Here is a 25904-nt window from a genome sequence, read left to right on the forward strand (position 1 = left end):
ACTGGCCGCCGCGCGCGGCGCGCTCGCCGCGCCGCCCCTCCTCGCCGAATCCGACCCGGCGGCAAAGGCGCTCGGCTATCGCGCCAATGCCGCCACCGTCGACACCAGCCACTTCCCGAAATACCAGGCCGGCCAGCGTTGCTCGAACTGCCGCTTCTACGGCGGCAGCGCGACCGATGCGGCCGCGTCGTGCCCGATGTTCCCGGGCAAGGCGGTCGCGGGCGACGGCTGGTGCAATGTCTATGCAAAACGCGCCTGACCGCGTGCGCGGCACCGCATCGCGCCGCCGCGCGCAGGACCGCGATGCCGCACCCGGCGTGACGCGCCGCGACGCGGCGGGCGCTTCCGCCGGCGGCACGCGCAGACGCCCGGCAGCGCCCTTGCCGGGCGCGGCCGCCTCGACGCACGCGCTGCCGCCAGACGCCGCGTCGTCCGCCGACACCGGTGCCGTGCTGCACGCGCTGATCGCCCTCGGGCTCGCGCGCGGCTTCGTCACGCGCGGCGACATCGCCGACATGCTGCCCGACGACGCGATCGACGAGGCGGGCATCGACGCGGCGACGGCGGCGCTCGGCGAACTCGGCATCGCGGTGCGGGACGCCGCCGACGCGCCCGGCCCATGGTCACTCGACCGTCATTTCGCGAACAGCGACGCGCCGCACGCGCTGACGGACGGCCCCGCGTCGCTCGCCACCGTCGACCTGCTCGCCGGCCGCACGACCGATCCCGTCAGGCTCTACCTGCGCGAAATGGGCGCGACGCCGCTGCTCGATCGCGACGAGGAGATCGCGCTGGCGCGGCAGATCGAACGCGGCCGCGCCGCATGCGTCGAAGCGCTGAGCGGACATCCCGCCGCGCTCGACGCGCTCGCGTCGATCAACCTCGAGATCAAGGAAGGCCGGGCGGTCGCCACCGTCTATGTCACCGGATTCGTCGATGAGCCCGATGGAGCGTCTGGTTCCGGCCCTGCGGCTCCGGCGTCCGCTGCCGGATCTGCGGACGCCGCGCCGGACGGCACGGGCGCAAGCGAAGCGCCCGGAGCGCCCGGAGCGCCCGGAGCAGCCGAAGCAGCCGGAGCAATCAGAGCAATCGACGCAATCGGCAAAACCGGCACGACCGGCGCAGCCCCGGACGGCACGGGCGACGCCGAAGCCGGCACCGACGCGGAAACCGAAGCCGGGCGCGATTGCCCGGCACGGCGCATGGCTGTCATCGAGCGGCTCGACCGTATCGGCGCATCGGCGTCCACGCTGCGCGACGCGCTGCAGTCGGACGGCCACGCATCGGACGGCTACCGGGCATGCCGGCGCGAGATCGCGGCGCTGCTGCGCCAGATCCGCTTCTCCGCGCGCGCGGTCGAACGCATGAGCGAGCCGCTTCGACGATGCGCGGGCGACGCGCGCCCGCTCGAACGGCGCGTCGCCGCGCAGCTCGACGCGATCGAACGCGCGACGCAGCCGGCCAAACGAAAGCTGTTCCAGAGCAACCTTCGGCTGGTGGTGTCGATCGCCAAACGCTATCCCGATCGCGGCCTGCCCTTTCTCGACCTGATCCAGGAAGGGAACATCGGGCTGATGAAGGCCGTCGACCGCTACGACCATCGGCGCGGCTTCAAATTCTCGACCTACGCGACCTGGTGGGTCCGTCAGGCGATCACGCATGCGATCGCCGATCAGGGCCGCACGATCCGCGTCCCCGCGCATACCGTGGACGCGATCAACAAGTTGTCGCGGATCGCGCTCGATCACGCGCATCGTAGCGGCAGCGCCGCGGCGCCGGGCGTGCTCGCAAAGCAGATGCGCGTGCCGGTCGACAAGGTGCGCGACCTGATGAACGTGGTCAAGGAACCGATTTCGACGGACGTGCCGGTGTCGGCGGAAGGCGACCTGACGCTGTGCGACGTGGTGGCCGACATGGACACGCCGTCACCCGACGACGCGGCCAGCGCGAGGCAGCTGAGCGACGCCCTGGCCGCCGTCTTCGACCAGTTGCCGCGGCGCGAGGCGACGATCCTGCGGCTGCGGTACGGCATCGACTCGACCGACGCGCATTCGTTGCGCGACATCGGCCAGCAACTCAACCTGTCCGCGGAGCGGGTGCGGCAGATCGAGGCGGCGGCGCTCGAACGGATCAGGACGCTCGATCAGGTCCGCGATCTCAGGGTATTCATCGCGTGACGGCAGCAGCGCGCACGCGCATCGGTCGATGCGGCTCGCCCTCTGCCCAGTCGCGCCGCCGCCGGTTGTTGCGCCGTGGAACAGCCCCCTGCTGCAAGGTTGAGCACTTTCGCATGCTGTCACGCAACACGCATCGCGCGGCACGCGGCCCGAATCCGGTCGCGTCCCCTGCTTGCGGCCCGGCGTGGCCTGCCGCCGGGCCTTCGCGGCCCGGCGCGCACGCCTCAAGCCGTTTCGCCACGGCACGCGCCTGCGCCGCGACGGCCGCGTCGTGCCTCGCGCTGGCATGCCTGTTGCTTTTGCCATGCCGCAGTCGTTTGGCAACATATCAACGGAGACACTAGTGAGCGCCATCCAATCGAATCTTCCCGCACATCGGCTTTTCGAACCGTCCGCCGACACGCGCGCCGGCGCCGCCATCGCCGGCATGGACGCCTATCGCGCGCTGACGGACGAGGCCGCGCGCGACTACACGGGATTCTGGGCGCGGCTCGCGCGCGAGCATCTGGACTGGCACACGCCGTTCACCCGCGTGCTCGACGAGTCCGGCGCGCCGCTCGTCAAATGGTTCGACGACGGCGAACTGAACGCGTCCTACAACTGCCTGGACCGCCAGATCGCGAACGGCAACGGCGAGAAGACGGCGATCGTCTTCGAGGCCGACGACGGCGCCGTGACGCGCGTGTCCTACCGCGAACTGCATGCACGCGTCTGCCGGTTCGCGAATGCGCTGAAAGCGCGCGGCATCCGCCGTGGCGACCGCGTCGTGATCTACCTGCCGATGTCGGTCGAAGGCGTCGTCGCGATGCAGGCGTGCGCCCGCATCGGCGCGATTCACGCGGTCGTGTTCGGCGGGTTCTCGTCGAAATCGCTGAACGAGCGGCTGGTCGACGTCGGCGCGGTCGCGCTGATCACCGCCGACGAGCAGGTGCGCGGCGGCAAGACGCTGCCGCTCAAGCGCATCGCCGACGAAGCGCTCGCGATGGGCGGCTGCGACGCGGTGCGGGACGTGATCGTCTATCGCCGCACCGGCGGCGACGTCGCGTGGCACGCCGGGCGCGACCACTGGATGCACGAACTCGCCGACGCGCAGCCCGACACCTGCGAGCCGGAATGGGTCGGTGCCGAGCATCCGCTCTTCATCCTCTACACGTCCGGCTCGACCGGCAAGCCCAAAGGCGTGCAGCACAGCACCGGCGGCTACCTGCTGTGGGCCGCGCTGACGATGAAGTGGACCTTCGACATCCGCCCGTCCGACGTGTTCTGGTGCACCGCGGACATCGGCTGGATCACGGGCCACACGTACATCGCGTACGGCCCGCTCGCGTGCGGCACGACGCAGGTGATGTTCGAGGGCGTGCCGACCTATCCGGACGCCGGGCGCTTCTGGAAGATGATCGCCGCGCACGAGGTCTCGGTGTTCTACACCGCGCCCACCGCGATCCGCTCGCTGATCAAGGCGGCCGACGCCGATGCGCGCGTGCATCCGGCGCAATACGACCTGTCGAGCCTGCGGATCCTCGGCACGGTGGGCGAGCCGATCAACCCGGACGCGTGGATGTGGTATCGCGAGCACGTCGGCGGCGGGCGCTGCCCGATCATCGACACCTGGTGGCAGACCGAGACCGGCGGCCACATGATCGCGCCGATGCCGGGCGCGACGCCGACCGTGCCGGGCTCGTGCACGCTGCCGCTGCCCGGCATCATGGCGGCCGTCGTCGACGAGACCGGCCATGACGTGCCGGACGGACAGGGCGGGATACTCGTCATCAAGCGCCCGTGGCCGTCGATGATCCGCACCATCTGGGGCGATCCGGACCGCTTCCGCCAAAGCTACTTCCCCGAGGAGCTCGGCGGCACGCTGTATCTGGCCGGCGACGGCACCGTGCGCGACAAGGACACCGGCTACTTCACGATCATGGGCCGGATCGACGACGTGCTGAACGTGTCGGGCCACCGGCTCGGCACGATGGAGATCGAGTCGGCGCTGGCCGCGAACCCCATCGTCGCCGAGGCGGCCGTCGTCGGCCGGCCGGACGACACGACCGGCGAGGCGGTCGTCGCATTCGTCGTGCTCAAGGGCGAGCGGCCGCACGGCGCCGATGCCGAGCGCGTCGCCCATGCGCTGCGCACATGGGTCGCGGGCGAGATCGGCCCGATCGCGAAGCCGAAGGACATCCGCTTCGGCGAGAACCTGCCGAAAACCCGCTCGGGCAAGATCATGCGCCGCCTGCTGCGCTCGCTCGCGAAGGGCGAGGAAATCACGCAGGACACGTCCACGCTCGAGAACCCCGCGATCCTCGATCAGCTCGGCGAGTCGCTGTAACGCAGGACCGGATGCGGCATGCCGTGACGCCGGCCGCATCCTGACCGTTTTCCGGTCGCTCCGGCAGCACCGCGGAGCGACCCCTGCCGGCCACGCGGGACGACTCTCCACCGAATCGCCCCGCATGGCCCGGCAGGCAGCATCACCCTGCTTTTGACGCAGCTTCACATTGATTAGTTATACGAATTACAGCAGTCAACAACATGGAGACAGACAATGAAGAGCAAGCGATTGTTGGGTTGTGCCGCGCTCGTCGGCGCGGCGGTCAGTACGAACAGTTTCGCGCAGAGCAGCATTACGCTGTACGGGAATCTCGACAGCGCGCTGCTGTACACCAGCCGCACGCTGAACGCGGCGACCGGCCAGAACGCCGGGCATCAATTCTCGCTGACCGACACCGGCATGACGCCGACGCAATTCGGGCTGACCGGCACCGAGGATCTGGGCGGCGGCCTCAAGGCGAGCTTCAAGCTCGAAAGCGGAGTCAGCGTCGCGAACGGCGGGCTCAACGATTCGAACGGCAACTTCTTCGGCCGCCAGGCGTGGATCGCGCTTGACAGCGGCTATGGCCAGGTGAAGGCGGGCCTGCAATTCTCGCCGTTCTTTCTGGCCGTCTACGATTCGGACGCGCGCGGCTTCTCGCACTTCGGCAGCGGCCTCATCAACTACGTCGACAACGTTCTCGTCACCGGCCTGTTCAACTCGAATGCGATCTCGTACACGAGTCCGACGCTCGCGGGCCTGACCGGCAGCGTGATGTTCGCGTTCGGCGGCAAGGCGGGCGACTTTCAGGCGGGCCGCCAGTATTCCGCGAGCCTCAAGTACGAGAACGACGGCCTGATGGTCAACGCCGCGTTCTACGACGGCAATGCCGGCGGCACTGTGTCCACGCCGATCCCGAGCACGGTCGCGTTCGTCGGGCGCACGCTCGGCGCCGCGTATCGATTCGGCCCGGTCACCGCGAAGGCGGCGTTCACGAGCTACAAGGTCGCGGGCGGGTTCAGCAGCAATGTGTATGGCGGCGGCCTCGACTATCAGGCGACGCCGGCCGTCGACATCAACGGCGGGGTGTGGGTGACGAGCGACCGCAACGACACGGCGAACCACTCGGTTCTCGCCGCGCTCGGCACGACCTACAGCCTGTCGAAGGCGACGTCCCTGTACGCGCAGGTCGCGCTGGTGAGCAACCACGGCGCGATGAACACCGGGCTCGGGATCAACGACGCGCTGTACGGTGTCAGCGGCACGACCGTCGGCGCCAACGTCGGGATTCACCACACGTTCTAGCGGCAGGCGCCGCCATGCAGGACGGGGCCGTCACGGCCCCGTCCCGAGACTTGCGCCGGCAACGGGCACGCGGGCGATCCGCGCGTTGCCCTGCCCGTTCCCGGCCTGCCCACACGGCGTCAGATATCGAAGAACACCGTCTCTTCGCCGCCGTCCGGCGTGTTCTGCAGGCGCACGTCGAACGTGTAGACCACTTCGCCGTTACGCTCCGAGCGCTGCGCGACCAGCGTCTTGCGGCGCACTTCCCATTCGATCCCGCCCAGCACGGGGTCGCGGCCGTTCGCGTCGGCTTCGTCGCTGAAGTACACGCGCGTGTGCAGACCCAGGTTGATGCCGCGTGCAAACAGCACCATGCAGATATGCGGCGCCTGCACCGAGCCGTTGCGGCCGGCGACCGAGCCCGGCTTGACGGTTTCGAACTGGTAGACGCCGGTTTCGAAGTCGGCGCCGGTGCGGCCCCAACCCCGGAACGCCGGATCGAGCGGCTTGCCCTGGAGATCGGCGGGGTGCGCATACTGACCGTCCGCGTTGGCCTGCCAGATCTCGATCAGGACGTCCCGGACGAGCGTGCCGGTGCCGTCGAAGACGCGGCCTTCGAGCTTGATGCGCTCACCGCGCGTCGCCGCCGTGACCAGCGTGTTGCCGAATTCCTTCTCGTAGATGTCGAAGCCGGCCTGGCGCGGCGCTAGGCCGATGTGCACGTACGGGCCGCCGGTTTGCGAGGCAGTCTCGTTGAAGTGCGCGAAGGCCGGCGTCGTTGCGGGTGCGTTGACCGTGCTGGCTGCCGTCGGGGCGCGAAACGTCGTCGTGGTCATTACTTGGCTCCTTGCAGCGTGTTCTCGAAATGCGTCGCCCGGCGACCGCGCAACGTGATGTCGAAGCGGTAGCAACGGCTGTCCAGCGGGATATGGTTGGCGGTGTCCTGCAGCGCGATCAGGCCGCGCACCTGCTCTTCGCTCGGAATCGTCTTGAGGATCGGGCACTGCGCGATCAGCGGGTCGCCTTCGAAATACATCTGCGTGATCAGCCGCTGCGCCCAGCCGTCGCCGGACAGCGAATAGTGGATGTGCGACGGGCGCCATTCGTTGATGCGGTTGCGCCACGGGTACGGGCCCGGCTTGATGGTGCGATAGACGTAGTAGCCGTTCGCGTCGGTCAGCATGCGACCGCATCCGCCGAAGTTCGGATCGATCGGCGCGATGTACTGATCCTTCTTGTGGCGGTAGCGGCCGCCCGCGTTCGCTTGCCAGACTTCCACGAGCGCGTTGGGGACCGGGCGGCCGAATTCGTCGCGGACATAGCCGTGAACGATCACGCGTTCGCCGATCGGCAACCCTTCCTTCGCGTAGTTGAGGATCAGGTCGTTGTCGAGCGGGCCGAGATCGTCCGGGACGAATACCGGCGCGGTGACTTCGGACAGCGTATTGGCCGTGGAAATCAGCGCGTTGCGCGGCGAGCGCAGCACGCTCGTCTTGTAGCCGGGGGTCAGCGCCGGCGGATGCTGCGTGGTGTCACGCTGGTTGAACTCACCGTAAGTCATGGGGTGTCTCCTCAAGTAGTCGGTTGACGTACTGTATTGGTTATGGAAAACCCAGTAAATTGACGTTTTTTGATGTGAAGCATAACTAGTCGTTATGCTTGTTGGCGTGCCGGGACGGCAGCCGATCGAACCGCTCAGGGTTTCGTGGAAACGGGCGGCGGGCCGATCCGGAGCGTCACGGCAATCCGCAATCGGCGGCTGACGGTGCCGGGGCGGCACCACGAGCGCGGACAAGGTCGAGAAAAGGGACTGACTCTACCGGCGAGAGGCCGGAGCTGTTGCGCCAGGCGCATCGGCACGGATCGGCCGTTGCGCCCGGCGGCGGTCGCCGCTCGCGCGCAACGGGTACGCGCGACAACTACGAGGCCGCCGGCGCGCCCCGTTTCGACGCGGTGCGCGCCCCTGCCTTCTTCGTCCCTTCGGCCGGCTGGTCGCCCGGCGGCACCGCCGCCTTCGACGCCTGCCTGAAATAAGGCGAGCTGAGCGTCGCCGCGCCCATGTCGGAAGCGGCTTCCAGCACCAGCGGCGCCAGTTCCTTGAGCCGCGCTTCCGGCAGGCGGCTCGTCGGCCCGGCCAGGCTCACGATCCCGACCACCTCGCCGGTGACGGGGTTGCGCACCGCCGCCGCGATCGACGTCATCCCCACCTCGTAGGTCTCGATCGCCACCCCGTAGCCGCGCTGGCGCGCGCCGTTCAGGTCCTTCAGGAACTGCTGGATCGTCTTCGGCGCGCGCGGCGCGTTGTGCGCCTTCGGCCCGAGCCCGCCCTGCTTCGACACGAGCTCGATCGCGCGCTCGTCAGGGAGCGACGACAGCCACGCCTGGCCGCTGGCCGTGCAATGCAGCGGCGGCTGGCTGCCCATGTCCGGATCGTAGCGAAGCCCCGATTTCGCCCCCTGCGCCTTGCCGACGAACGTGATGTGGTCGTCCTCGACCACGCCGAGCCGCGCCAGCTCGCCCGACGCCTCGGCCAGCCGGTCGAGCACCGGCTGCGAAATGTCGAACATCCCGCTCGTCGACAGATAGATCAGCGCCAGCGAAACCAGCTTCAGCGCCAGCATGTATTCGCCATGCTCCTCGTCCTGCCGCACGAAGCCCTCGTCGATCAGCATCGACAGCAGACGGTGTGTGCCGCTGCGCGGAATGTTCAGCGTGTCGGCAATCGTGGCCAGCGGCATCCGGCCGCCGTTCTTTGCCAACAGCTCCAGTACCGCGAGCGCACGTTCGAGATTCCCTGCCATATCGCCTTCTCATCCGGATTCCAATGGTCAAATGAGAACACAATTCCACACTGGAATTCAAGCGGGTTCATATTGCCGGGCGCGCCGCGTTGCGGCACGCCGGCGCGGGGAACGGCGCGCACGCCGCCCCCGCACCGCAAGTCGCGCGACGCGCGCGGTCAATGCCCGACGCCCACGCTCACCCGAGCGAACGCGCCGCGGTGGCGCGCGCCCTTCAGCAGCACCGCCATGCCACCCACCGCCGCCGGCAGCGCGAGCGCCGCGAACACCTGGCCGAAGCTCCAGTTCGCATGGAGCATGGCCGCGCCGAGCATCGCGCCCGCAATGCCGCCGAAGCGCCCGACGCCGAGCATCCAGCTCGTCCCGGTCGCGCGCATCTCCGTCGGATAGGAACCGGCGGCGAGCGCGCAGAAGCCCGTGTTCGAGCCGTTCATGCAATACCCCATGCCGAACGCCAGCACGCAGATCATGCCGAACGGATGCGCCGACACCCCCATGTACCAGGCAAGCGCGCCGCCCGCGAGCACGGTCGCGCCGAGCGCGGCATGCGGATTGAAGCGGTCCATCTGCCAGCCGATCAGCACCGAGCCGACCGTGCCGCCCGCCTGGAACAGCGCGCCCACTACCGCTGCTTCGGCAAGCGAGAAGCCGAGGCCGCGGATCAGCGTCGGCAGCCAGCTACCCAGCAGGTAGACGGTCAGCAGGCCCGCGAAATAGCAGATCCACAGCATCACCGTGCCGAACGCGTGCTCGCGCGACAGGATCGCGCGCACCGGGCTCTGCGCCGCGTGCGGCGCGTCGTCGGACACGAAGCGGGTCCGTTCGTCGGCGGCGCCGGGCTTCATGCGGTTCAGCACGCTCACGAGGCGCGCGCGCCGGCTTTCCTTGAGCGCGAGATAGCGCGCCGACTCCGGCAGCCACTTGAGCAGCACCGGCACGTAGGCCACCGGCAGCACGCCGCCGAGCAGCAGCACCGACGGCCAGCCCCACGTCTGGATCAGCCATGCGCTGACGAAACCGCCGCCCGCCGCGCCGAACGTGAAGCCGCAGAACACCGCCGTCACCATCAGCGCGCGGCGATGCGGCGGCGCGTACTCGGCCATCAGCGTGGCCGCGTTCGGCATCGACGCGCCAAGGCCGATGCCCGTCAGGAAGCGCAGCACCGTCAGCGACACGACGCCGGTCGCGAACGCCGACGCGACGCTCCACAGGCCGAAGAACAGCACTGCGCAGACCATCACCGTCTTGCGGCCGAAGCGGTCGGACATCGGTCCGGCCGTGAGCGCGCCGAACGCAAGGCCGAGCAGCCCGCCGCTCATCACCGGGCCGAGCGCGTCGCGCGGAATCGCCCACGCGCTGGAAAGCGACGGCGCGATGAAGCCGATCATCACCGTGTCGAGACCGTCGAGCATCACGATCAGCATGCACAGCAGCAGCACGAGCCACTGGAAGCGGCCGATCGGCTGCGTATCGAGAAATTGCCGGACGTCGAGCGTGCGCTCGCGGCGCGCGGCGTCGTCCCGGGAGGGGTGTGTCGACGGGTGGGCCGTCTGCGAAATTGCCATGTCTGTCTCCAAAACTTTGTTCTAGGCGCCCGATCCGCCGGCCTTTGCGGCTCTGGTCGCGGATCGGGCGGGTGGCGTCGCCGACACCTGTCGGCGCGCGTCAGGCCGGCACGGCCGCCGCCTCGATCACCGCAAGCGTCGCGTCGCGCAGGCGGCGCGCGCGCGCCACGGCCGGGGTGGTCTTCGCCCATCGCTCGGTCGGCACCTCGACGCTCACCGGCAGGTGCGCGGGCAGCGCGCGCAGGATGCCCGTCAGGTCGAGCCCGCCCTCGCCCGGCACCCTGCGCTCGCAACGCGCCTGGAACAGCAGCGTGTCGAGATCGCCGGGGCGCTCGGCGGGCGCGTCGCAGAACTGCACGTAGCCGAAGTATTCGCGCGGCAGCGCGCGCAGCGTGTCGAGCGACGAACCGGCGCGGTCGAAGTGGATCGGATCGACGATCAGCCCCGTGTTGCCGCGCCCGCTCGCCTTCACGATGCGCGCGCCGGCCACGATGTCCTTCACGTCGGTCCACGGCATCGGCTCGATCGAAGGGGACAGGCCCAGCGGCTGTGCGATATCGCACAGCCGGCCGAGGTTGTCGATGGTGCGCGCCTCGTCGGGATCGTTGCCCGCCACGAGCACGTAGCGCGCGCCGAGCGCCGCCGCCGTTTCGAGCATCGGCGCATACGCCGTCACGTCGGTGTCGGGCTTCAACCGCACGATCTCGACGTCGAGCACGCGCATGCCGGTGTCCTTCAGGATCGCCAGCGTTTCGCGCTTCAGCGCCGTGTCGCCGACGATCTCGTGCCGCACCTCGGTGTCGGTGGCGGGCAACAGGCGCAGGCCGACGTAGTCGTAGCCCGCATCGACGGCGCACTGCACCATCTGCGGCGGGCTCAGTTCGAGCACGGTCAGCGCCGACAGCGACAGCGCGCGGGATTGGGGTTGGGTCATGTCGTCTCCTTGATCGTTGTCGTGCGGCGCGCGGGTCGGCGCGCTCAGCGCAGCGGCGAGAACGGCGCAGGCACGCAGATGGTCGATTCCATCGTCGTGAGGTGCGCGGGCCCGCCCTTCGGCGGCCAGATGCCGTCCTTGACCGCCTCGGCTCGGATGCGCGAGCGCTCGTCCACGCTCGCATACGGCCAGATGTTCAGGAAGCGCGGCACGTCACCGTCGAGCGCATACATCGCGCCGACCAGCGGCGAACGCTTGGTGCGCGCCGGCACGGCCTGCTCCCACACGTCGATGGTGTGCTGCAGGCTGCCGAGCTTCGTGCCGTAGACGCGCATCTCGTAGATGCCGCCGTGCACGGCCGGCTCGATGGGCGGCAGGAACGGGAACAGCGCGTAGCTGGCCGTCTTCACGTCGTCGATGAACTCGCCGCATCCGAACGGGTTGCCTTCGAGCAGCATGCGCTTGCGCTCCGCGACGAGCGCCGCTTCCGATTCGTAGCCGCGCAGCACGAGCACCTGCCCGAGCGTGCCGATATCCGAATACCAGCAGCCGAGCAGCTTGCCGCCCTGCGGATCGCCGCTTGCCTGGATGCCTTCGAAGACCTGCGCGTTCGCGCCGATCTTCACCGTGAGCGTCACCACGTCATACAGTGTCATTGCATTTTCCTCGAGGATGAATCGATGCCGGCGCGCCTGCCGCGCCGGCGAGAGAGAGTCCGGCGAGATAGCCGAAAGTCATCGCGGGGCCGAGCGTGATGCCCCCGCTCGGATAGCAGCCGCCCATCATGCTGGCCGCGTCGTTGCCGACCGCATACAGTCCGTCGATCGCACGGCCGTCGCGGTCGAGCGCGCGCGCCTGCGCGTCGGTGGCGAGGCCCGCGAAGGTGCCGAGGCTGCCGGGCAGCAGCTTCACCGCGTAATACGGGCCGGCGTCGATCGGCGCGAGACACGGATTCGGCTGATGCCCGGCATCGCCCTGCACGCGGTTGTACGGCGTCGAGCCTTTGTGGAACTGCGGATCGAGACCTTGCTTCGCGTACTGGTTGTAGGTCGCGACGGTGCTCGCGAGCGCGCCGGCGTCGATCCCGCATTCGCGCGCGAGCGCGTCGAGCGTGTCGCCGCACTTCAGGTAGCCCGAGCGTCGATACGGCCCGGTCGGGAACGGGAACGGCTTCGCGAAACCGAGGCCGTAGCGCCGCTGAAAGCGGCGATCGCAGACGAGCCACGCGCACACTTCGTCGCCCGCCGGCGTCGTGTCGAGCAGCGCGGAAATGAAGTCGTGATACGACGACGCCTCGTTCGCGAAGCGCTTGCCCGCGCGCGTCACCGCGATCACGCCGGGCTTCGCGCGCTCGATCAGGTGCGGAAACGCGACATCGGCGGCGCCGCCGGCCTGCGGCACGAGCGAGACAGGCGCCCACGCGGCGGGCGCGTCGAGCGCGCGATCGAAATGCGCGCCGATCGATTCGCCGAGGCGAATGCCGTCGCCGGTGTTGCTGCGCGGCGCCGCCGACCAGTGCTCGTGCCCGCTTGGCGTATAGGCGAAGGTCTGCGCGCGCCGCGCGAGATCGTGCGGATAGCCGCCGCACGCGAGCACGACGCCTCGCGCCGCGCGCACCTGATGCGCGACGCCGTCGATCTCCACGCGTGCGCCCGTCACGCGTGCGGCGTCGCGCATCAGCGCGATCGCCTTCGCATTCGTGCGCAGATCCACCCCGCGATCCGCCGCCGACTTCAGCAGGCGCGCCACGAGCGCGTTGCCGTTCACGAGATGCATCGAGCGCCCGTAACGCAGCTTGTGCCACGCGAACGCCGCCAGCCGGCGGCCGGCGTAGAGCGCCGACTTGAGCGAACGCGTCGCGCGATAGAAATGCGCGAGGTCCTGCCCGGACGCGAGCGCCATGCCGTTGATCGTCATCACCGACAACGGCTCGCGCAGCTTGCCGATCAGCTCGCCGAGCTCGCGGCCGTCGAACGGCATCGCGCAGACCGAGCGCCCGCCGGTGGCCGCGCCCGGCGTGGTATGGAAGTCGGGAATGCGGTTGCCGTCGATGAAACGCACCGCCGTGTCGCGCTCGAAGAACGCGATCATCTCCGGGCCGCGCTCGAGCAGCGCATCGGCCTTGGCGGCATCGAATTGCGCGCCCAGCTCGTTTTTCAGATAGGTGCGCGGCGCGTCGGCCCCTTCATGAATGCCCGCGCGCGTCGCCAGCGGATTGTGCGGAATCCACATCCAGCCGCCTGACCATGCGGTCGTGCCGCCGAACACCGCCTCCTTCTCCGCGACGATCACGCGCAAGCCCTGCGCGGCGGCCGTCACCGCCGCCGCGAGGCCACCCGCGCCGGAGCCCAGCACCAGCACGTCGCAATCGAGTATCGGTTCACGATTCATCTTCGCCATCGCCGTTCATCGCCCTTCACTGTCTCCAACGCCGAGCCGAAGCTGCCTGCGTCATTTGTGGAATCCGCTTTCTTTTTGGAATACTATTCCACAACAACACATTTAGCAAAGACTTTGTGACGACAAGGAGGGACGACAATGCGGGTACTGGTGACAGGCGGAAGCGGTTTTCTCGGCGCGTGGATCATGAAACGGCTGCTGGCGCGCGGCATGGCGTGCGTGGGCTTCGACCTGCGCGCGAACCCGCGCCTCATCGAGGCGCTCGCGCCCGCGCGCGCCGCGGCGGTGCAGTGGCGCACGGGCGACATCGCGAACGCCGCCGACACGGCGCGCGCGCTCGAAGGCTGCGACGCGGTGATTCATCTCGCGGGCATCCTCACGCCCGACTGCGCGGCGAATCCGGTGCGCGGCGCGCAGATCAACCTGATCGGCACGCTCAACGTTTTCGACGCGGCGCGCGCGGCGGGCATCGAACGCGTGCTCTATGCGAGCAGCGCAGGGGTGTTCGGCCCCGACGACGGCGCGGCGCCGCTGCCGCAGACGCACTACGGCGCGTTCAAGCTCGCGTGCGAAGGCTCGGCGCGCGCGTACTGGCACGACCACGGCATCGCGAGCGTGGGCTTCCGTCCGCTCGTGGTCTACGGCGCGGGACGCGAGACCGGGTCCAGCGCGGGGCCAAGCCTCGCGTGCCGGGCCGCCGCGCGCGGCGAGCCGTACACGATCGGGTTCGGCGGCGCGACCGGCCTCGTGTTCGCGGACGACGTCGCCGCCGCATACGAGGCCGCGCTGCTGCAACCGATCGAAGGCGCGCACGCGTTCACGCTGGCGGGCGAGATCACGCCGGTCGCCACGCTGATCGAGCGGATCGCGGCGATCGTGCCCGGCCCGCGCATCGACGCCGACGGCCCGCCGCTGCCGATCGCAACGGTCTTCCCAGACGATCCGGCGCTCGCGCGCCTGTTGCCCGGCCTGCCACAGACCGCCCTCGAAGACGGCCTGCGGCAGACCGTGGCGTTCTATCGCGAGCATCGATAGGACTGCCACGCGCTTGCGGTCACACGGGCTCGGGCGCGACGCCCGAGCGCGCCGCCGCCGCGCGATGCACGGCGAGCGTCGCCGCGAGCGTGCGCGCGGCATCGTCGGCGGAACACAGCGGCGTTTCCTCGCCCGCGATCACCGCCGCGAAGTGGCGCAGCTGCTCGTGATACGGATCGGCGCCGTGCGGCGCGCAGCGCTCGACCGTCAGCGGATCGTGCCACCCCTTGCCGCTGCGGTATTCCCACAGGTCGAGCTGCGGCAGCGTGAGCGATGCGTCGGTGCCGATCAGGAAATGCGTGTTCACCTGCTGGCGCGGATAGTGCGCGGCCTCGCCCGCCGCGAGATCCCAGTTCCACGGCGACGCCGCGCAGTCCGACACCGCCAGCGTGCCGAGCGCGCCGCTCGCGAAGCGCAGCGACACGGCCGCGGTGTCCTCCACCTCGAAGCCGCGCACGCCGTTCGACGTCTGCGCCTGCACCTCGACGATCTCGCCGAGCAGGAAACGCATGATGTCGATGTCGTGGATCAGGTTGATGAGCACCGGCCCGCCCCCTGCGCGCCGCCGCCATTCCACGTCGAAGTACGCATCCGGCTTGTAGAACGTCGCGAGCGCGTTCGCGGCGACCGGCGTGCCGAGCCGCCCCGACTGCACGATCTCGCGCGCGCGGCGCAGGATCGGGTTGTGGCGCCGGTGATGGCCGACCAGCAGCGGCACGTTCGCGTCGCGCGCCGCGCGGCCCAGGCGCGCGGCGTCTTCCACCCGGTCCGACACCGGCTTCTCGATCAGCGCCGGCACGCCGCGCGCGATGCACGCGAGGCCGACGTCCACGTGCGTCGCGTTCGGGGTCGCGACGATCGCGCCGTCGGGCCGCGTCTCGTCGAGCATCGCCGCATGATCGGCGAACCAGCGCAGCCCTTCGTCGCGCGCGAATCGTTCCGCGGCCGGCGACGGGTCCGCGATCGCCACCACCTCCACCTGCGGATGCCGCCGCGCACGCTCCACGTGCATCCTGCCGATCGCGCCCGCGCCGATCACCGCCAGTCGTCTCCTTGCCATTTCGTCGTCTCCTGTTCCGGGTTGAACTGCCTTTTTCGATGCCGACCGGGTATTTACCCGACTCTTCGAAACCCTCTTTAATTGTTGAATGCTATTTCACTTTGAACTAAAGTTCACAAAAACTTTCGGCGCGAACGCACGGACACGTGCGTCGGAGACAACGAAATCGACCCATTGACAGGGAACAGGAGCGGAGACAGATGACGGAAGAACACAAGCAGGACACCTGCATTTCCAGCCACGAAGCGGGCGAACCGGGCAGCCCGGCGCTGTCGCGCCGCGCGTGGCTGGTGACGGCGGGCAAGGCGCTCGCGGGCGGCGCGGCGGCGCTGGCCGCACCCGCGATCGTGCGCGCGCAGGGCGAACAGCCGTTGAAGCTCGGCCTGCTGATGGCCAAGCAAGGCGTGTGGACCGAACAGGGCGAAGTGATCGCGAACGGCGTGAAGCTCGCGCTCGACGATGCCGGCCATCAGGTGCGCGGGCGGCGTCTCGAGCTCGTCTGGTACGACGAGCCGAATCCGCAGTCGGCACAGCAGAACATGCAGAAGCTCGTCGAGCAAGACCAGGCGATCGCGGTGATCGGCGGCACCAACAGCGGCACGTCGCTGGCGATGTCGTCGGTCGCGGCGCGCACGAAGACGCCCTACATCGCGCCGAACGCCGCCGCGCGCGAGCTGACCGGCAGCAGCTGCAATCCGTACACGTTCCGCGTGCTGAGCCCGACGCCCGTCACCTGCCGCGCGATCGCGCCGTCGCTGCTCGCGATCGGCAAGAAGTGGCACTTCCTCGTCGCGAACTACGCGTACGGGCAGGACATCCAGCGTTCGATGTCCGACTTGCTCAAGCAGTCCGGCGGCACCATCGTCGGCGCCGACGTCACGCCGCTCAACACCACCGACTTCAGCTCGTTCATCCTGAAGATCCGCCAGTCGAAGCCGGATGTCGTGCTGCTCGGCCTGCCGGGCGGCGACCTTTCGACCTTCCTCAAGCAGTACGCGGAAATGGGCATGAAAGGCCGGATTCCGGTGGCCTGCCCGATCATCGGCGACTCGGATCTGTGGTCGATCAGCGCCGACGCCGCGACCGGCTACTACGGCAAGCCGTGGCACTTCAGCTCGCCGGGCCATTCGCCCGACGAGCTCGCGTTCATCCGCAAGTACACCGCGAAGTACGGCAAGCCGCCCGCCGACAAGGCGTGGATCGGCTGGTTCTCGACCCGCGCGCTGCTGCAGGCGGTCAACCAGGCAAAGAGCACGTCCGGCGCGGACATCGTGCAGAGCCTGGAGACCGTGCAGTTCGGCGACGGCAGCGGCCCCGCGTACTTCCGTCCGTGGGACCACCAGATGCTGCGCCGCTGGAGCGTGTTCAAGGTGAAGGACCACATCGCCGACCGCTGGGACTGGCTCAGCCCGGTCTCCGTCGTGCCGCAGAACCCGGCCGATCTCGACCGGCTCTACGGCTCGCGCCAGGAGATCGGCTGCACGATGGCCGCCCGCTGACGCCCCGCGCCGCCAGGCCGGCGGCGCCCGGGCTGACAGACCTCACGCATATCCCGCGCTCGCCGGAGCGCCGCTCCCCGCGTCTCGCACGCGGCGGCGGCGCGCGTCCGGCGTGCCGCACTCCGGAGTCAATGGCATGGCAGAAATCGTGTTGTCCCAGATCGCCAACGGACTGGTGCTGGGCTTCCTGTACGTGCTGCTCGCGATCGGACTGTCGATCATCTGCGGGCTGCTCGGCATCGTCAACTTCGCGCACGGCGCGCTGTTCGCGCTCGGCGCGTACTTCGCGATCGCGCTGTCGACGCAGTTCGGCTGGAGCGCCGCCGTGTTCGCGCCGGTGCTCGTCGCCGCCGTCGGCGTGCTGATCGAAGTGGTCTTCATCCGGCGCCTGTACGGCAAGGAGCCGCTCCTCGGCCTGATCGTGACGTTCGCGCTGTCGCTGCTGCTCACCGCGCTGATCCGCTTCGTCTGGGGCGCGGGCGGCCTGCCGTTCAGCCCGCCCGATGCGCTCGGCGGCTTTCTCGCATACGGGCCGCTGCTGATCACGAAGTACCGCCTGTTCGTGCTGGCCGCGACCGTCGCGATCCTCGTCGCGCTGTGGGGGTTCATGAAGTACACGCCGTACGGACGCATCCTGCGCGCCGGCAGCCGCGACCCCGAAATGGTCGGCCTGCTCGGCATCAACCTGCCGCGCGTGCTGACCGGCGCGTTCGCGCTCGGCGCGCTGCTCGCCGGCGCCGCCGGCCTGCTCGCCGCGCCGCTGCTCACGGTCACGCCGGGCATGGCGACCGCCGCCGTGATGCCCGCGTTCGTGATCGTCACGATCGGCGGGCTCGGCTCGTTCGCGGGCGCGGTGGTCGCCGGCCTGCTGGTCGGCGTCGTGACGGCGCTCGCCGTGCAGTTCTTTCCCGAAGGCTCGTCGGTCGCGATGTACGTGCTGATGGCCCTCGTCCTTCTCGTGCGCCCTCGCGGGCTCTTCGGTGAACGCTGGGAGCGCTTCGAATGAAACTCGGCTACCTGACCCGGCACCCGATCGTGGTGCTGACCACCTGCCTGATCGTCGTCTCGCTCGCGCTCACCGCGAGCGGCACGCCGCTCGAACGCGCGACGCAGATCGCCATCTACACGCTCTACGGCATGGGCGTGAACCTGCTCGTCGCGTACACGGGGCTCGTCCCGTTCGGCGCGTCGGTGTTCTTCGGCACCGCGACGTACCTGGTCGCCGTCTCGCTGCTGCGCGTGATCGGCAACGAGATGCTCGCGCTCGCCGCCAGCACGATCGTGACGGCCGCGATGGCCGCGCTGATCGGCGCGGTGGTGCTGCGGCGGCGCGGCCTGTACTTCTCGCTGCTCACGCTCGCGTGCTCGCAGATCGCGTTCGAGATCGCATTCAAGTGGACCGATGTGACGGGCGGCGAGAACGGCCTGCAGAACGTGCCGCGCCCCAGCTTCGCGACGGCCGCCGGCTTCCACGTGTTCGCTTGCGTGACCGTGATCACCGTCGCGTGGGCGCTGTGGCGCCTCGTGCATGCGCCGTTCGGGCGCGCGCTGCAGGCGCTGCGCGACAACGAGCAGCGCGCCGCGAGCCTCGGCTACGACACCTACCGGCTCAAGCTGACGGCGTTCGTGATCTCGGCGGCCGTGATCGGCTACGCGGGCGGCCTGCTGTGCCTGATGCTGCAAGGCGCATACGCGAACAACCTGAGCTGGGAGCACGCGGGCGACAGCCTGCTGATGACGGTGCTCGGCGGCGTCCACCAGTTCCTCGGGCCGCTGTGGGGCGCAATCGCGTTCATCCTGCTCGAAGACAAGCTGAGCAGCCTGACCGAGCACTGGTGGCTGATCTTCGCGCCGATCGTCATCGCGTTCGCGTTCTTCTCGCCGGAGGGCATCCAGGGCCTCGCGCAACGGCTGCTGCGGCGCCCGGGCTGGACGCTCGTGCGCGACACGATCCCCCCGCGCCCGGACGTCATCGCGCCGTATCGCGCGAGCCGGATCGACTCCGATCCCGATACGCCGGTGCTGAGCGTGCGCGGCCTGTCGAAGCACTTCGGCTCGCTCGTGACCGCCGACCGGATCGACCTCGACGTCTATCCGTACCGCCTGCACAGCTTCATCGGCCCGAACGGGGCGGGCAAGACCACGTTCTTCAACATGCTGACCGGCGTGCTGCGGCCGACCGCCGGCACGATCACGTTCGACGGCCACGACGTGACGACGCTCGCGATGTTCCGCCGTGTGCGGCTGGGCATGAGCCGCTCGTTCCAGATCCTCAGCGTGTTCCGCAACCTCACCGTGTTCGAGAACGTGCGCGTCGCGGTGCAGGCCGCGCAGCGCGACCGCCTCGGCCTGTGGCGCGACGCGCACACGCTCGACGCGCAGAACGCGCAGGCGTGGTCGCTGCTCGCGGCGGTCGGGCTCGCCGACCGCGCGGCGCATGCGTGCGAAAGCCTGTCGCACGGCGAGCAGCGCCTGCTCGAAATCGCGCTGTCGCTCGCGACCCAGGCGCGCCTGCTGCTGCTCGACGAACCGCTCGCGGGCCTCGCCGAAGCCGACCGTGCACGCGTGGCCCAGATCATCCGCGAGCTGGCGAACCATCACGCGGTGCTGCTGATCGAGCACGACATCGACCGCGTGCTGACGATTTCCGACCGCGTGAGCGTGTTGCATCGCGGCCGCCTGATCGCGGACGGCTCGCCTGCCGAGGTCGCGCGGCATCCCGAGGTGATCGAAGCCTATCTGGGTCATGCGAAGGGCGCGCGCCCCGTCGATGCGCGGCTCGCCGCGCGCGGCGGCGAGCGCGGCCACGCGGGCGCAATCGCGCCGCGCCCGCTGCTGCGCGTCGAAGGCGTGAAGGCCGGCTATGCGGGCAACACGATCCTCGACGGCATCGATCTCACGCTCAACGAAGGCGAAGTGATCGCGATCCTCGGGCGCAACGGCGTCGGCAAGACCACCACGCTGCGCGCCGTGACCGGCGTGGCCGACGTCACGGCGGGCCGCATCACCTTCGACGGGCACGACATCACCGGGCGCCCCGCGCACGAGATCAACCGGCTCGGCCTCGCGATGGTGCCCGAGGGGCGGCGCCTGTTCCCCAACCTCACGGTGAGCGAGAACCTGCGGCTCGCCGCGCGCAAGGGCGGGGCGAGCGTCGACGAGATGTTCGCGCTGTTCCCGCGCCTGGCGACGCGCAAGGACGCGCGCGCCGAGCATCTGTCCGGCGGCGAGCGGCAGATGGTGGCGATCGCGCGCGCGCTGATGGCGCCCGCCAAAGCGATCCTGCTCGACGAGCCGTTCGAAGGACTCGCGCCGGCCGTCGTGCAGGAAGTGCTCGACGCGGTCGTGAAGCTGCGCGAGCGCGCGAGCGTCGTGATCGTCGAACACCAGGCCGACATGGTGCTGCCGATCGCCGACCGCGCGTACGTGCTGGTCAACGGCCGCGTGGCCCACGAAAGCAGCGCGGCCGCGCTCGAACAGGACGCGGCCACGCAGGCAAGACTGCTCGGCATCGTGCACGACGATGCGAGCCCTACTCTGGAGATGAACAAAGCATGACTTCCCTTTCGATCCCGGCCGTTCCCGTTTCGCTCGACGAAGGCCTGAGCGGCGCGACGCGCGTCTACTTCATCATCGGCGATCCGATCGCGCAGGTGCGCTCGCCCAAGGGCGTGACGGCGGCGCTGCGCGAGGCCGGGCGCGACGCGCTCGTCGTGCCCGCGCACGTCGCGCCGGACGGCCTCGCGGCGTTCTTCGCGGGCGTCGCGGCGATGCGCAACGTCGACGGCGTGATCGTCACCGTGCCGCACAAGTTCGACGCCGCCGCGTTCTGCGCGAGCCTGTCCGGCGAAGCGGCATTCCTCGGCGCGGCCAACACGCTGCGCCGCAGGCCGGACGGCGGCTGGCACGGCGACATGTTCGACGGCAGCGGCTTCGTCGCCGCGCTCGCCGACGAAGGCTGCGACCTGCGCGGCAAGCGCGCGCTGCTCGTCGGCGCGGGCGGCGCGGGATCGGCGATCGGCCAGGCGCTCGTGAACGCGGGCGTCGCGTCGCTCGACGTGCGCGACAACGACGCCGCGCGCGCCGGCTCGCTCGTCGAGCGCCTCGCGACGCTGCAACGCAGCACGGTGCGCGCCGCCGCCGCGGACGTGGCGCCCGAATCGTTCGACGTGCTCGTCAACGCGTCGCCGATGGGCATGCGGCCGGACGACCCGCTGCCGGTCGACGTGTCGCGCCTGCCGTCGAGCGTCTTCGTCGGCGACGTCGTCACGAAGCCGCCGCTCACGCCGTTCATCGAAGCGGCGCGCGCACGCGGCTGCAGGACCGTGACCGGCACGCAGATGTTCGCGCGCGTGTGCGACCGCATGGTCGCGTTCCTGCTGGACGCCGACGCGTGACCGCGTTCGCGGGTCCTGCCGCGTGCCTCGCGACGCACTGAACGGCTTGCCGCACGGCGGCGGCCCACCGCGCCGCCGCCCGCTTTTTCCATGACGACAACAAGCAGGAGACAACAGATGAAACGCAGCACCGGACATCAAGCCCTCGCAGCGGGCGCGGCCATGCTGGCCCTTTCGCCGGCGTTCGCCCAGTCGAGCATGACGCTGTACGGCGTCGTGGACACCGGCATGTCCTACCAGAGCAGCCAGACGACGCTCGGCTCCACCTCGGGCGGCCACTCCGCCGTGAAGATGGTGAGCGGCGTCTGGGCCGGCAGCCGCTTCGGCCTGCGGGGCGCGGAGGATCTCGGCGACGGCACGAAGGCGCTCTTCGTGCTCGAATCGGGCATCAACTCGACCAACGGCGCGCAGCAGTACACGAACGCGATGTTCGGGCGCCAGGCGTGGGTCGGCTTCACGAATCCCGCCTACGGCTCGCTCACGTTCGGCCGGCAATATGCCGCGTACTACCAGCTGCTTTCGCCGTACAGCCCGACCAACTGGCTCACCGGCTTCTACGGCGCCCACCCGGGCGACATCGACGGGCTCGACACCATCTATCGCGCGAACAACACCATCGTGTACCTGTCGCCGAAGTTCTACGGCTTCACGTTCGGCGGCTCGTATTCGCTCGGCGGCGTGGCGGGCAGCCTGAACGCCGGCTCGACCTGGACCGGCGCGATCCAGTACGCGAACGGCCCGGTCGGCGTGGCGGTCGGCTTCTCGCGGATCAACAACTCGACGCCAGGCGGCGCGTTCGGCGCGGATTCGACGACCTCGAACAACGGCGCGCAGGCAGGCGTCTCCGCGCTGACGAATGGCTATCAGACCGCGCAGGCACAGCAGCGCTTCGCGGTGGGCGCGAGCTACGCGTTCAACAGCGCGTGGGACGTGTCCGCGACCTATTCGAACGTGCAGTACATCCCCGGCTCGGGCTCGAAGTTCACCGACACCGCGATCTTCAACACCGGCGGCGTCGTGCTGCACTGGAAGCCCGCCGTGATGCTGGATTTCGGCGCGGGCTACAGCTACACGCGCGCGACGAAGGCGAACGGCATCGCGAGCGCGGCGCAATATCATCAGTTCAACCTGTCGCAATACTATGCATTGTCGAAGCGCACCGGCTTCTACGCGCTCGAAGCGTACCAGCACGCGAACGGCAAGACGCTCGGCACGGCAGGCGGCGGCAGTGTGATCGACGCGACCGCCACGCTCGGCGACGGCTTCAACTCGGCGCCGTCCTCGACGCGCAACCAGTTCGCCGCCGGCGTCGGCATCGTGCACAGGTTCTGACCGTCGTCGCCCGCCTCCCGAAGCGGGCGAACGCACACGCTCGCCCGCTTTTTCCCGCTCCGGCCAGCTCCGGCCGGCTTCGACCCGCTTTCACCCGCCCTTGCCAGCTCTTGCCAGCTCTTGCCAGCTCTTGGCCGCCCTCGCCCGTTCTCGCTCTCACTCACCCCCGCCACTCCCATCGGCGCACGGGCTCGCCGAGCCATCCATTTTTGTTGAACGTTATTCCACTTTTACGTTAACTGGAATAAGATTCCACAATCATCAAAACATCATCCGCCGCTGACGCCCCGCTCGGGCGGACGGCGGAACGAAACGGAGGAGGCACGGACATGGGCTCGATCGAGACACGGGCGTGGGACGAAGAAGTCGATCTGCTGGTATTCGGCGCGGGCGCGGCGGGCATGACCGCCGCGCTCGTCGCGGATCACGAGGGCCTCGCCGTCCTCCTGTGCGAGAAGACCGGCGCGGTGGGCGGCATCACGTCCACCTCGGGCGGCACCACCTGGGTGCCCGGCACGGCGCTGAGCGCCGAGGCCGGCGTACCCGACAGCGTCGACGATGCGCGGCGCTTCCTGCAGGCGGTGGTCGGCGCGCGCGGCGGCGACGACGCGCGCGAAGCGTTCCTGCAAAGCGGGCCGCAGGCGATCGACGAGCTGGCGCGCATCAGCGACGTCAAGTTCATCGCCGCCACCGCTCACCCCGACTACGTGACCGGCACCGGCGCCGCGTTCGGTGGACGCGCGCTCGTGCCCGCGCCGTTCGATGCCCGCGTGCTCGGCCGCGCGTTCGCGCGCGTGCGGCCGCCGCGGAAGGAATTCATGGGGCTCGGCGGGATGATGGTCGCCCGCAACGACCTCAACGCGCTGCTCGCGCCGTTCGCGTCGCTCGCCAGTCTCCGGCGCACGATCGCCGTCGTCGGCCGCTACGCGATCGACCGGCTGCGCTATCCGCGCGGCACCCAGCTCGTGATGGGCAACGCGCTCGCCGCCCGGCTCTACTACAGCCTGCGCAAGCGCAACGTCGACGTCCGCTTCGACACGCCGCTCGTCGAGCTCGTGCGCGAGGATGGCCGCGTCACCGGCGCGATCGTCGCGACGCCGGACGGCGGCCGCAAGCGGATCGGCGCGCGCCGGGGCGTGGTGCTGGCCACCGGCGGCATCACGCGCCACCCGGCGCTGCGCAAGCAGCTCTTTCCCGCCGCCGCGCGCCCGCTGTCGCTGTCGCCGGACACCCACACCGGCGACGGCGTGGATCGCGCGCAGCGCGTCGACGCGCGCGTCGAGGACGGCGGCGACAGCCCGGGCCTGTGGATGCCCTGCTCGATCCGCCGCGCCCCCGGCGGCAATGAACGCGACGACAGCGTCTGGCCGCACATCATCCTCGACCGCGCGAAGCCCGGCCTGATCGCGGTCAACAGCCGGGGCGAACGCTTCGTCAACGAGTCGGATTCGTATCACGACTTCGTGATGGGGATGCTGCGCGACGGCGGCAACGGGCCGAGCGTGCCCGCCCATCTGATCGTCGACGCGGCATTCATCCACGAGTACGGCCTCGGCCTGCTGATGCCGGCGCGCAGCGCGAGCCGCATCGCCGAATTCGAGCGGGCGGGCTATCTGGTCAAAGGCGAGTCGCTCGCCGAGCTGGCCGCGAAGCTGCAGGTGGATGCGGCGGGGCTCGAGCGCACGGTTCGGACGTGGAACCGCGACGCCGCCGAAGGCCGGGACCCGGCATTCGGGCGCGGCAGCAGCCCGATGAACCGCTTCAACGGCGACGCGCGGCAACAGCCGAATCCGTGCATCCGGCCGATCGGCGCGGGGCCGTACTACGCCGTGACCGTATGGCCGGCCGATCTCGCGTGCAGCGCGGGGCTGAGCGGCACCGCGAACGGCGAGGTGCTCGATACCGCGGGCCGCGTGATCCCGGGCCTGTTCGCGTGCGGCAACGATCTCGCGTCGATCTTTCGCGGCACCTATCCCGGGCCCGGCACGACGCTCGGCCCGGCCATCGTGTTCGGCTGGCGCATCGCGAAATTCGCCGCGCAGGGTCGTACGGTAGCGGCGCGGGCGCCGCGCGCCTCGGCATGCGAGAACACGCACGGCTGATGCGTGCCGGCACCAGCGCCGGCAATCAACGGCGGTGCGTCGCACGCCGCCCGCACAGGAAACGGAGGAATCGTTCATGCAGCACATCGTCAACCGCCACGGACTGAACATGCCGAAACTCGGCCTGGGAACGTGGCCCATGCTGGCGGACGAATGCACGCGCGCCGTCGCGCTTGCGCTCGAATCGGGCTATCGCCATATCGATACCGCCGCCGCGTACAACAACGAGGAAGCGGTCGGCAAGGCCATCGCCGAATCGGCGGTCCCGCGCGAGCAAATTCACGTGACCAGCAAGGTATGGTGGGACCAGCTGAGCCCCGCGCGCATGCGGCAGTCGTTCGACAACACGCTGCGCGCGCTTCGCTCGGACTACGTCGACCTGTTCCTGATCCACTGGCCGGCGCAGGACTGGCATCTCGCCGAGACGATCGACACGCTCGTGTCGTTCAAGGAAGACGGGCGGGCACGCGCGATCGGCGTCGCGAATTTTCCGCTTGCGCTGATGCGCGAGGTCGTCGAGGACATGCAGGCGCCGCTGGCCGCAATGCAGGTCGAGTACCACGTCGCATTGGGCCAGACGAAGCTGCTCGAATTCGCGCGGCAGCATGACATGGCGCTGATCGCGTACAGCCCGCTCGCGCGCAACCAGGTGTCCGACATGCCGGAAATCCGGCGGATCGCCGACAAGCACCGCGTGCTGCCGACGCAGGTCGCGCTCAAGTGGCTGCTCGACCAGCCGAACGTCGCCGCGGTGCCGAAGGCGAGCGGGCGCGTCAATCAGCTCGCCAACCTGGCGTCGCTCGACGTACCGCTCGACGACGAGGATCGCGCGATCATCGCCGGCCTGCCGAAGGATCTGCGCCTCGTGAGTCCGGCATTCGCGCCGCACTGGGACGAAGCGGCGTAACGGACGCGGACGCGGAAGCGGAAGCGACCATGCCGTCGCGGCTGGTCGTGGCTGGTCGTGGCTGGTCGTGGCTGGTCGCGGCCCGATCGCGTTCGGGGCTCGC

General features: G+C 69.7%; 20 protein-coding genes. 12 read left to right on the forward strand and 8 right to left on the reverse strand.

Annotated features, from left to right (window positions below; genetic code table 11):
• Window position 1: 1 nt before the first annotated feature.
• The 4 genes from LIG30_RS18030 (at window position 2) to LIG30_RS18045 (ending at window position 5790) form a co-directional block, all read left to right on the forward strand.
• On the forward strand, window positions 2-259 hold the full coding sequence (locus LIG30_RS18030; RefSeq protein WP_083494085.1) for a high-potential iron-sulfur protein: 258 nt from the start codon (window positions 2-4) through the stop codon (window positions 257-259).
• On the forward strand, window positions 243-2177 hold the full coding sequence (locus LIG30_RS18035; RefSeq protein WP_051995083.1) for a sigma-70 family RNA polymerase sigma factor: 1935 nt from the start codon (window positions 243-245) through the stop codon (window positions 2175-2177). Before LIG30_RS18030 ends, LIG30_RS18035 begins: the two co-directional genes overlap by 17 nt.
• Window positions 2178-2520: 343 nt before the next feature.
• Complete coding sequence (gene acs, locus LIG30_RS18040) at window positions 2521-4503, forward strand: acetate--CoA ligase (RefSeq protein ID WP_038714122.1); 1983 nt, start codon at window positions 2521-2523, stop codon at window positions 4501-4503.
• A gap of 216 nt (window positions 4504-4719) precedes the next feature.
• Window positions 4720-5790: a porin gene (locus LIG30_RS18045; protein ID WP_038714124.1), complete on the forward strand. Its 1071-nt coding sequence runs from the start codon at window positions 4720-4722 to the stop codon at window positions 5788-5790.
• Between the two features lie 119 nt (window positions 5791-5909).
• On the opposite strand, the gene pcaG is transcribed toward LIG30_RS18045, so the two are convergent.
• The 7 genes from pcaG to LIG30_RS18080 form a co-directional block, all read right to left on the reverse strand.
• Complete coding sequence (gene pcaG / locus LIG30_RS18050; RefSeq protein ID WP_038714126.1) at window positions 5910-6605, reverse strand: protocatechuate 3,4-dioxygenase subunit alpha; 696 nt, start codon at window positions 6603-6605, stop codon at window positions 5910-5912.
• Window positions 6605-7330, reverse strand: a complete 726-nt coding sequence (gene pcaH, locus LIG30_RS18055; RefSeq protein ID WP_038714127.1) for a protocatechuate 3,4-dioxygenase subunit beta — start codon at window positions 7328-7330, stop codon at window positions 6605-6607. Before pcaH ends, pcaG begins: the two co-directional genes overlap by 1 nt.
• Before the next feature lie 358 nt (window positions 7331-7688).
• Window positions 7689-8570, reverse strand: coding sequence for an IclR family transcriptional regulator (locus tag LIG30_RS18060; RefSeq protein ID WP_051995084.1), 882 nt, complete (start codon window positions 8568-8570; stop codon window positions 7689-7691).
• 158 nt (window positions 8571-8728) lie between these two features.
• A complete protein-coding gene (locus tag LIG30_RS18065; RefSeq protein ID WP_038714128.1) occupies window positions 8729-10135 on the reverse strand; it encodes an MFS transporter in 1407 nt (468 codons plus the stop codon).
• Window positions 10136-10235: 100 nt separating this feature from the next.
• The gene (locus LIG30_RS18070; RefSeq protein ID WP_038714130.1) at window positions 10236-11069 is read right to left on the reverse strand and encodes a sugar phosphate isomerase/epimerase family protein; all 834 of its coding nucleotides are present in this window, start codon (window positions 11067-11069) and stop codon (window positions 10236-10238) included.
• A 44-nt stretch (window positions 11070-11113) separates the two neighbouring features.
• Window positions 11114-11725: an NIPSNAP family protein gene (locus tag LIG30_RS18075; protein WP_038714132.1), complete on the reverse strand. Its 612-nt coding sequence runs from the start codon at window positions 11723-11725 to the stop codon at window positions 11114-11116.
• The gene (locus LIG30_RS18080; RefSeq protein WP_051995089.1) at window positions 11712-13460 is read right to left on the reverse strand and encodes an FAD-dependent oxidoreductase; all 1749 of its coding nucleotides are present in this window, start codon (window positions 13458-13460) and stop codon (window positions 11712-11714) included. The genes LIG30_RS18075 and LIG30_RS18080 overlap by 14 nt, the downstream gene beginning before the upstream one ends.
• A gap of 147 nt (window positions 13461-13607) precedes the next feature.
• Here LIG30_RS18080 and LIG30_RS18085 point away from each other — a divergent pair, with 147 nt between their 5' ends.
• Entirely contained in the window at window positions 13608-14504 is an 897-nt protein-coding gene (locus tag LIG30_RS18085; protein WP_038714133.1) for an NAD-dependent epimerase/dehydratase family protein, read from the forward strand.
• Window positions 14505-14523: 19 nt separating this feature from the next.
• On the opposite strand, the gene LIG30_RS18090 is transcribed toward LIG30_RS18085, so the two are convergent.
• Window positions 14524-15564, reverse strand: coding sequence for a Gfo/Idh/MocA family protein (locus LIG30_RS18090; protein WP_038714136.1), 1041 nt, complete (start codon window positions 15562-15564; stop codon window positions 14524-14526).
• A 200-nt stretch (window positions 15565-15764) separates the two neighbouring features.
• Between LIG30_RS18090 and LIG30_RS18095 the strand changes: the two genes are divergently transcribed.
• The 7 genes from LIG30_RS18095 to LIG30_RS18125 all read left to right on the forward strand — a co-directional run bounded on the left by LIG30_RS18095 (window position 15765) and on the right by LIG30_RS18125 (window position 25801).
• Entirely contained in the window at window positions 15765-17063 is a 1299-nt protein-coding gene (locus tag LIG30_RS18095) for an ABC transporter substrate-binding protein (RefSeq protein ID WP_038714138.1), read from the forward strand.
• Between the two features lie 136 nt (window positions 17064-17199).
• Window positions 17200-18069 (forward strand): branched-chain amino acid ABC transporter permease, encoded by an 870-nt coding sequence (locus tag LIG30_RS18100; protein ID WP_038714140.1) that lies wholly within the window; start codon window positions 17200-17202, stop codon window positions 18067-18069.
• Complete coding sequence (locus LIG30_RS18105; protein WP_038714142.1) at window positions 18066-20621, forward strand: branched-chain amino acid ABC transporter ATP-binding protein/permease; 2556 nt, start codon at window positions 18066-18068, stop codon at window positions 20619-20621. The genes LIG30_RS18100 and LIG30_RS18105 overlap by 4 nt, the downstream gene beginning before the upstream one ends.
• Entirely contained in the window at window positions 20618-21460 is an 843-nt protein-coding gene (locus tag LIG30_RS18110) for a shikimate dehydrogenase family protein (protein ID WP_038714143.1), read from the forward strand. The genes LIG30_RS18105 and LIG30_RS18110 overlap by 4 nt, the downstream gene beginning before the upstream one ends.
• A 117-nt stretch (window positions 21461-21577) precedes the next feature.
• Window positions 21578-22792: a porin gene (locus LIG30_RS18115; RefSeq protein WP_038714145.1), complete on the forward strand. Its 1215-nt coding sequence runs from the start codon at window positions 21578-21580 to the stop codon at window positions 22790-22792.
• Between the two features lie 329 nt (window positions 22793-23121).
• Window positions 23122-24894, forward strand: coding sequence for an FAD-dependent oxidoreductase (locus LIG30_RS18120; protein WP_051995085.1), 1773 nt, complete (start codon window positions 23122-23124; stop codon window positions 24892-24894).
• A 76-nt stretch (window positions 24895-24970) separates the two neighbouring features.
• Window positions 24971-25801, forward strand: coding sequence for an aldo/keto reductase (locus LIG30_RS18125; RefSeq protein ID WP_038714163.1), 831 nt, complete (start codon window positions 24971-24973; stop codon window positions 25799-25801).
• Window positions 25802-25904 lie beyond the last annotated feature (103 nt).

The sequence above is a fragment of the Burkholderia sp. lig30 genome (assembly GCF_000687455.2).
Lineage (GTDB): Bacteria > Pseudomonadota > Gammaproteobacteria > Burkholderiales > Burkholderiaceae > Burkholderia.

Excerpts from the sequence above, each read along its gene's own strand:
- LIG30_RS18035 (WP_051995083.1), top strand. The coding sequence starts at position 243 with ATGCAAAACGCGCCTGACCGCGTGCGCGGCACCGCATCGCGCCGCCGC.
- LIG30_RS18075 (WP_038714132.1), bottom strand. The coding sequence starts at position 11,725 with ATGACACTGTATGACGTGGTGACGCTCACGGTGAAGATCGGCGCGAAC.
- LIG30_RS18060 (WP_051995084.1), bottom strand. The coding sequence starts at position 8,570 with ATGGCAGGGAATCTCGAACGTGCGCTCGCGGTACTGGAGCTGTTGGCA.
- LIG30_RS18070 (WP_038714130.1), bottom strand. The coding sequence starts at position 11,069 with ATGACCCAACCCCAATCCCGCGCGCTGTCGCTGTCGGCGCTGACCGTG.
- LIG30_RS18110 (WP_038714143.1), top strand. The coding sequence starts at position 20,618 with ATGACTTCCCTTTCGATCCCGGCCGTTCCCGTTTCGCTCGACGAAGGC.
- LIG30_RS18080 (WP_051995089.1), bottom strand. The coding sequence starts at position 13,460 with ATGAATCGTGAACCGATACTCGATTGCGACGTGCTGGTGCTGGGCTCC.
- LIG30_RS18065 (WP_038714128.1), bottom strand. The coding sequence starts at position 10,135 with ATGGCAATTTCGCAGACGGCCCACCCGTCGACACACCCCTCCCGGGAC.
- LIG30_RS18120 (WP_051995085.1), top strand. The coding sequence starts at position 23,122 with ATGGGCTCGATCGAGACACGGGCGTGGGACGAAGAAGTCGATCTGCTG.
- LIG30_RS18100 (WP_038714140.1), top strand. The coding sequence starts at position 17,200 with ATGGCAGAAATCGTGTTGTCCCAGATCGCCAACGGACTGGTGCTGGGC.
- pcaH (WP_038714127.1), bottom strand. The coding sequence starts at position 7,330 with ATGACTTACGGTGAGTTCAACCAGCGTGACACCACGCAGCATCCGCCG.
- pcaG (WP_038714126.1), bottom strand. The coding sequence starts at position 6,605 with ATGACCACGACGACGTTTCGCGCCCCGACGGCAGCCAGCACGGTCAAC.
- LIG30_RS18095 (WP_038714138.1), top strand. The coding sequence starts at position 15,765 with ATGACGGAAGAACACAAGCAGGACACCTGCATTTCCAGCCACGAAGCG.
- LIG30_RS18045 (WP_038714124.1), top strand. The coding sequence starts at position 4,720 with ATGAAGAGCAAGCGATTGTTGGGTTGTGCCGCGCTCGTCGGCGCGGCG.
- LIG30_RS18105 (WP_038714142.1), top strand. The coding sequence starts at position 18,066 with ATGAAACTCGGCTACCTGACCCGGCACCCGATCGTGGTGCTGACCACC.
- LIG30_RS18125 (WP_038714163.1), top strand. The coding sequence starts at position 24,971 with ATGCAGCACATCGTCAACCGCCACGGACTGAACATGCCGAAACTCGGC.
- LIG30_RS18090 (WP_038714136.1), bottom strand. The coding sequence starts at position 15,564 with ATGGCAAGGAGACGACTGGCGGTGATCGGCGCGGGCGCGATCGGCAGG.
- LIG30_RS18115 (WP_038714145.1), top strand. The coding sequence starts at position 21,578 with ATGAAACGCAGCACCGGACATCAAGCCCTCGCAGCGGGCGCGGCCATG.
- LIG30_RS18085 (WP_038714133.1), top strand. The coding sequence starts at position 13,608 with ATGCGGGTACTGGTGACAGGCGGAAGCGGTTTTCTCGGCGCGTGGATC.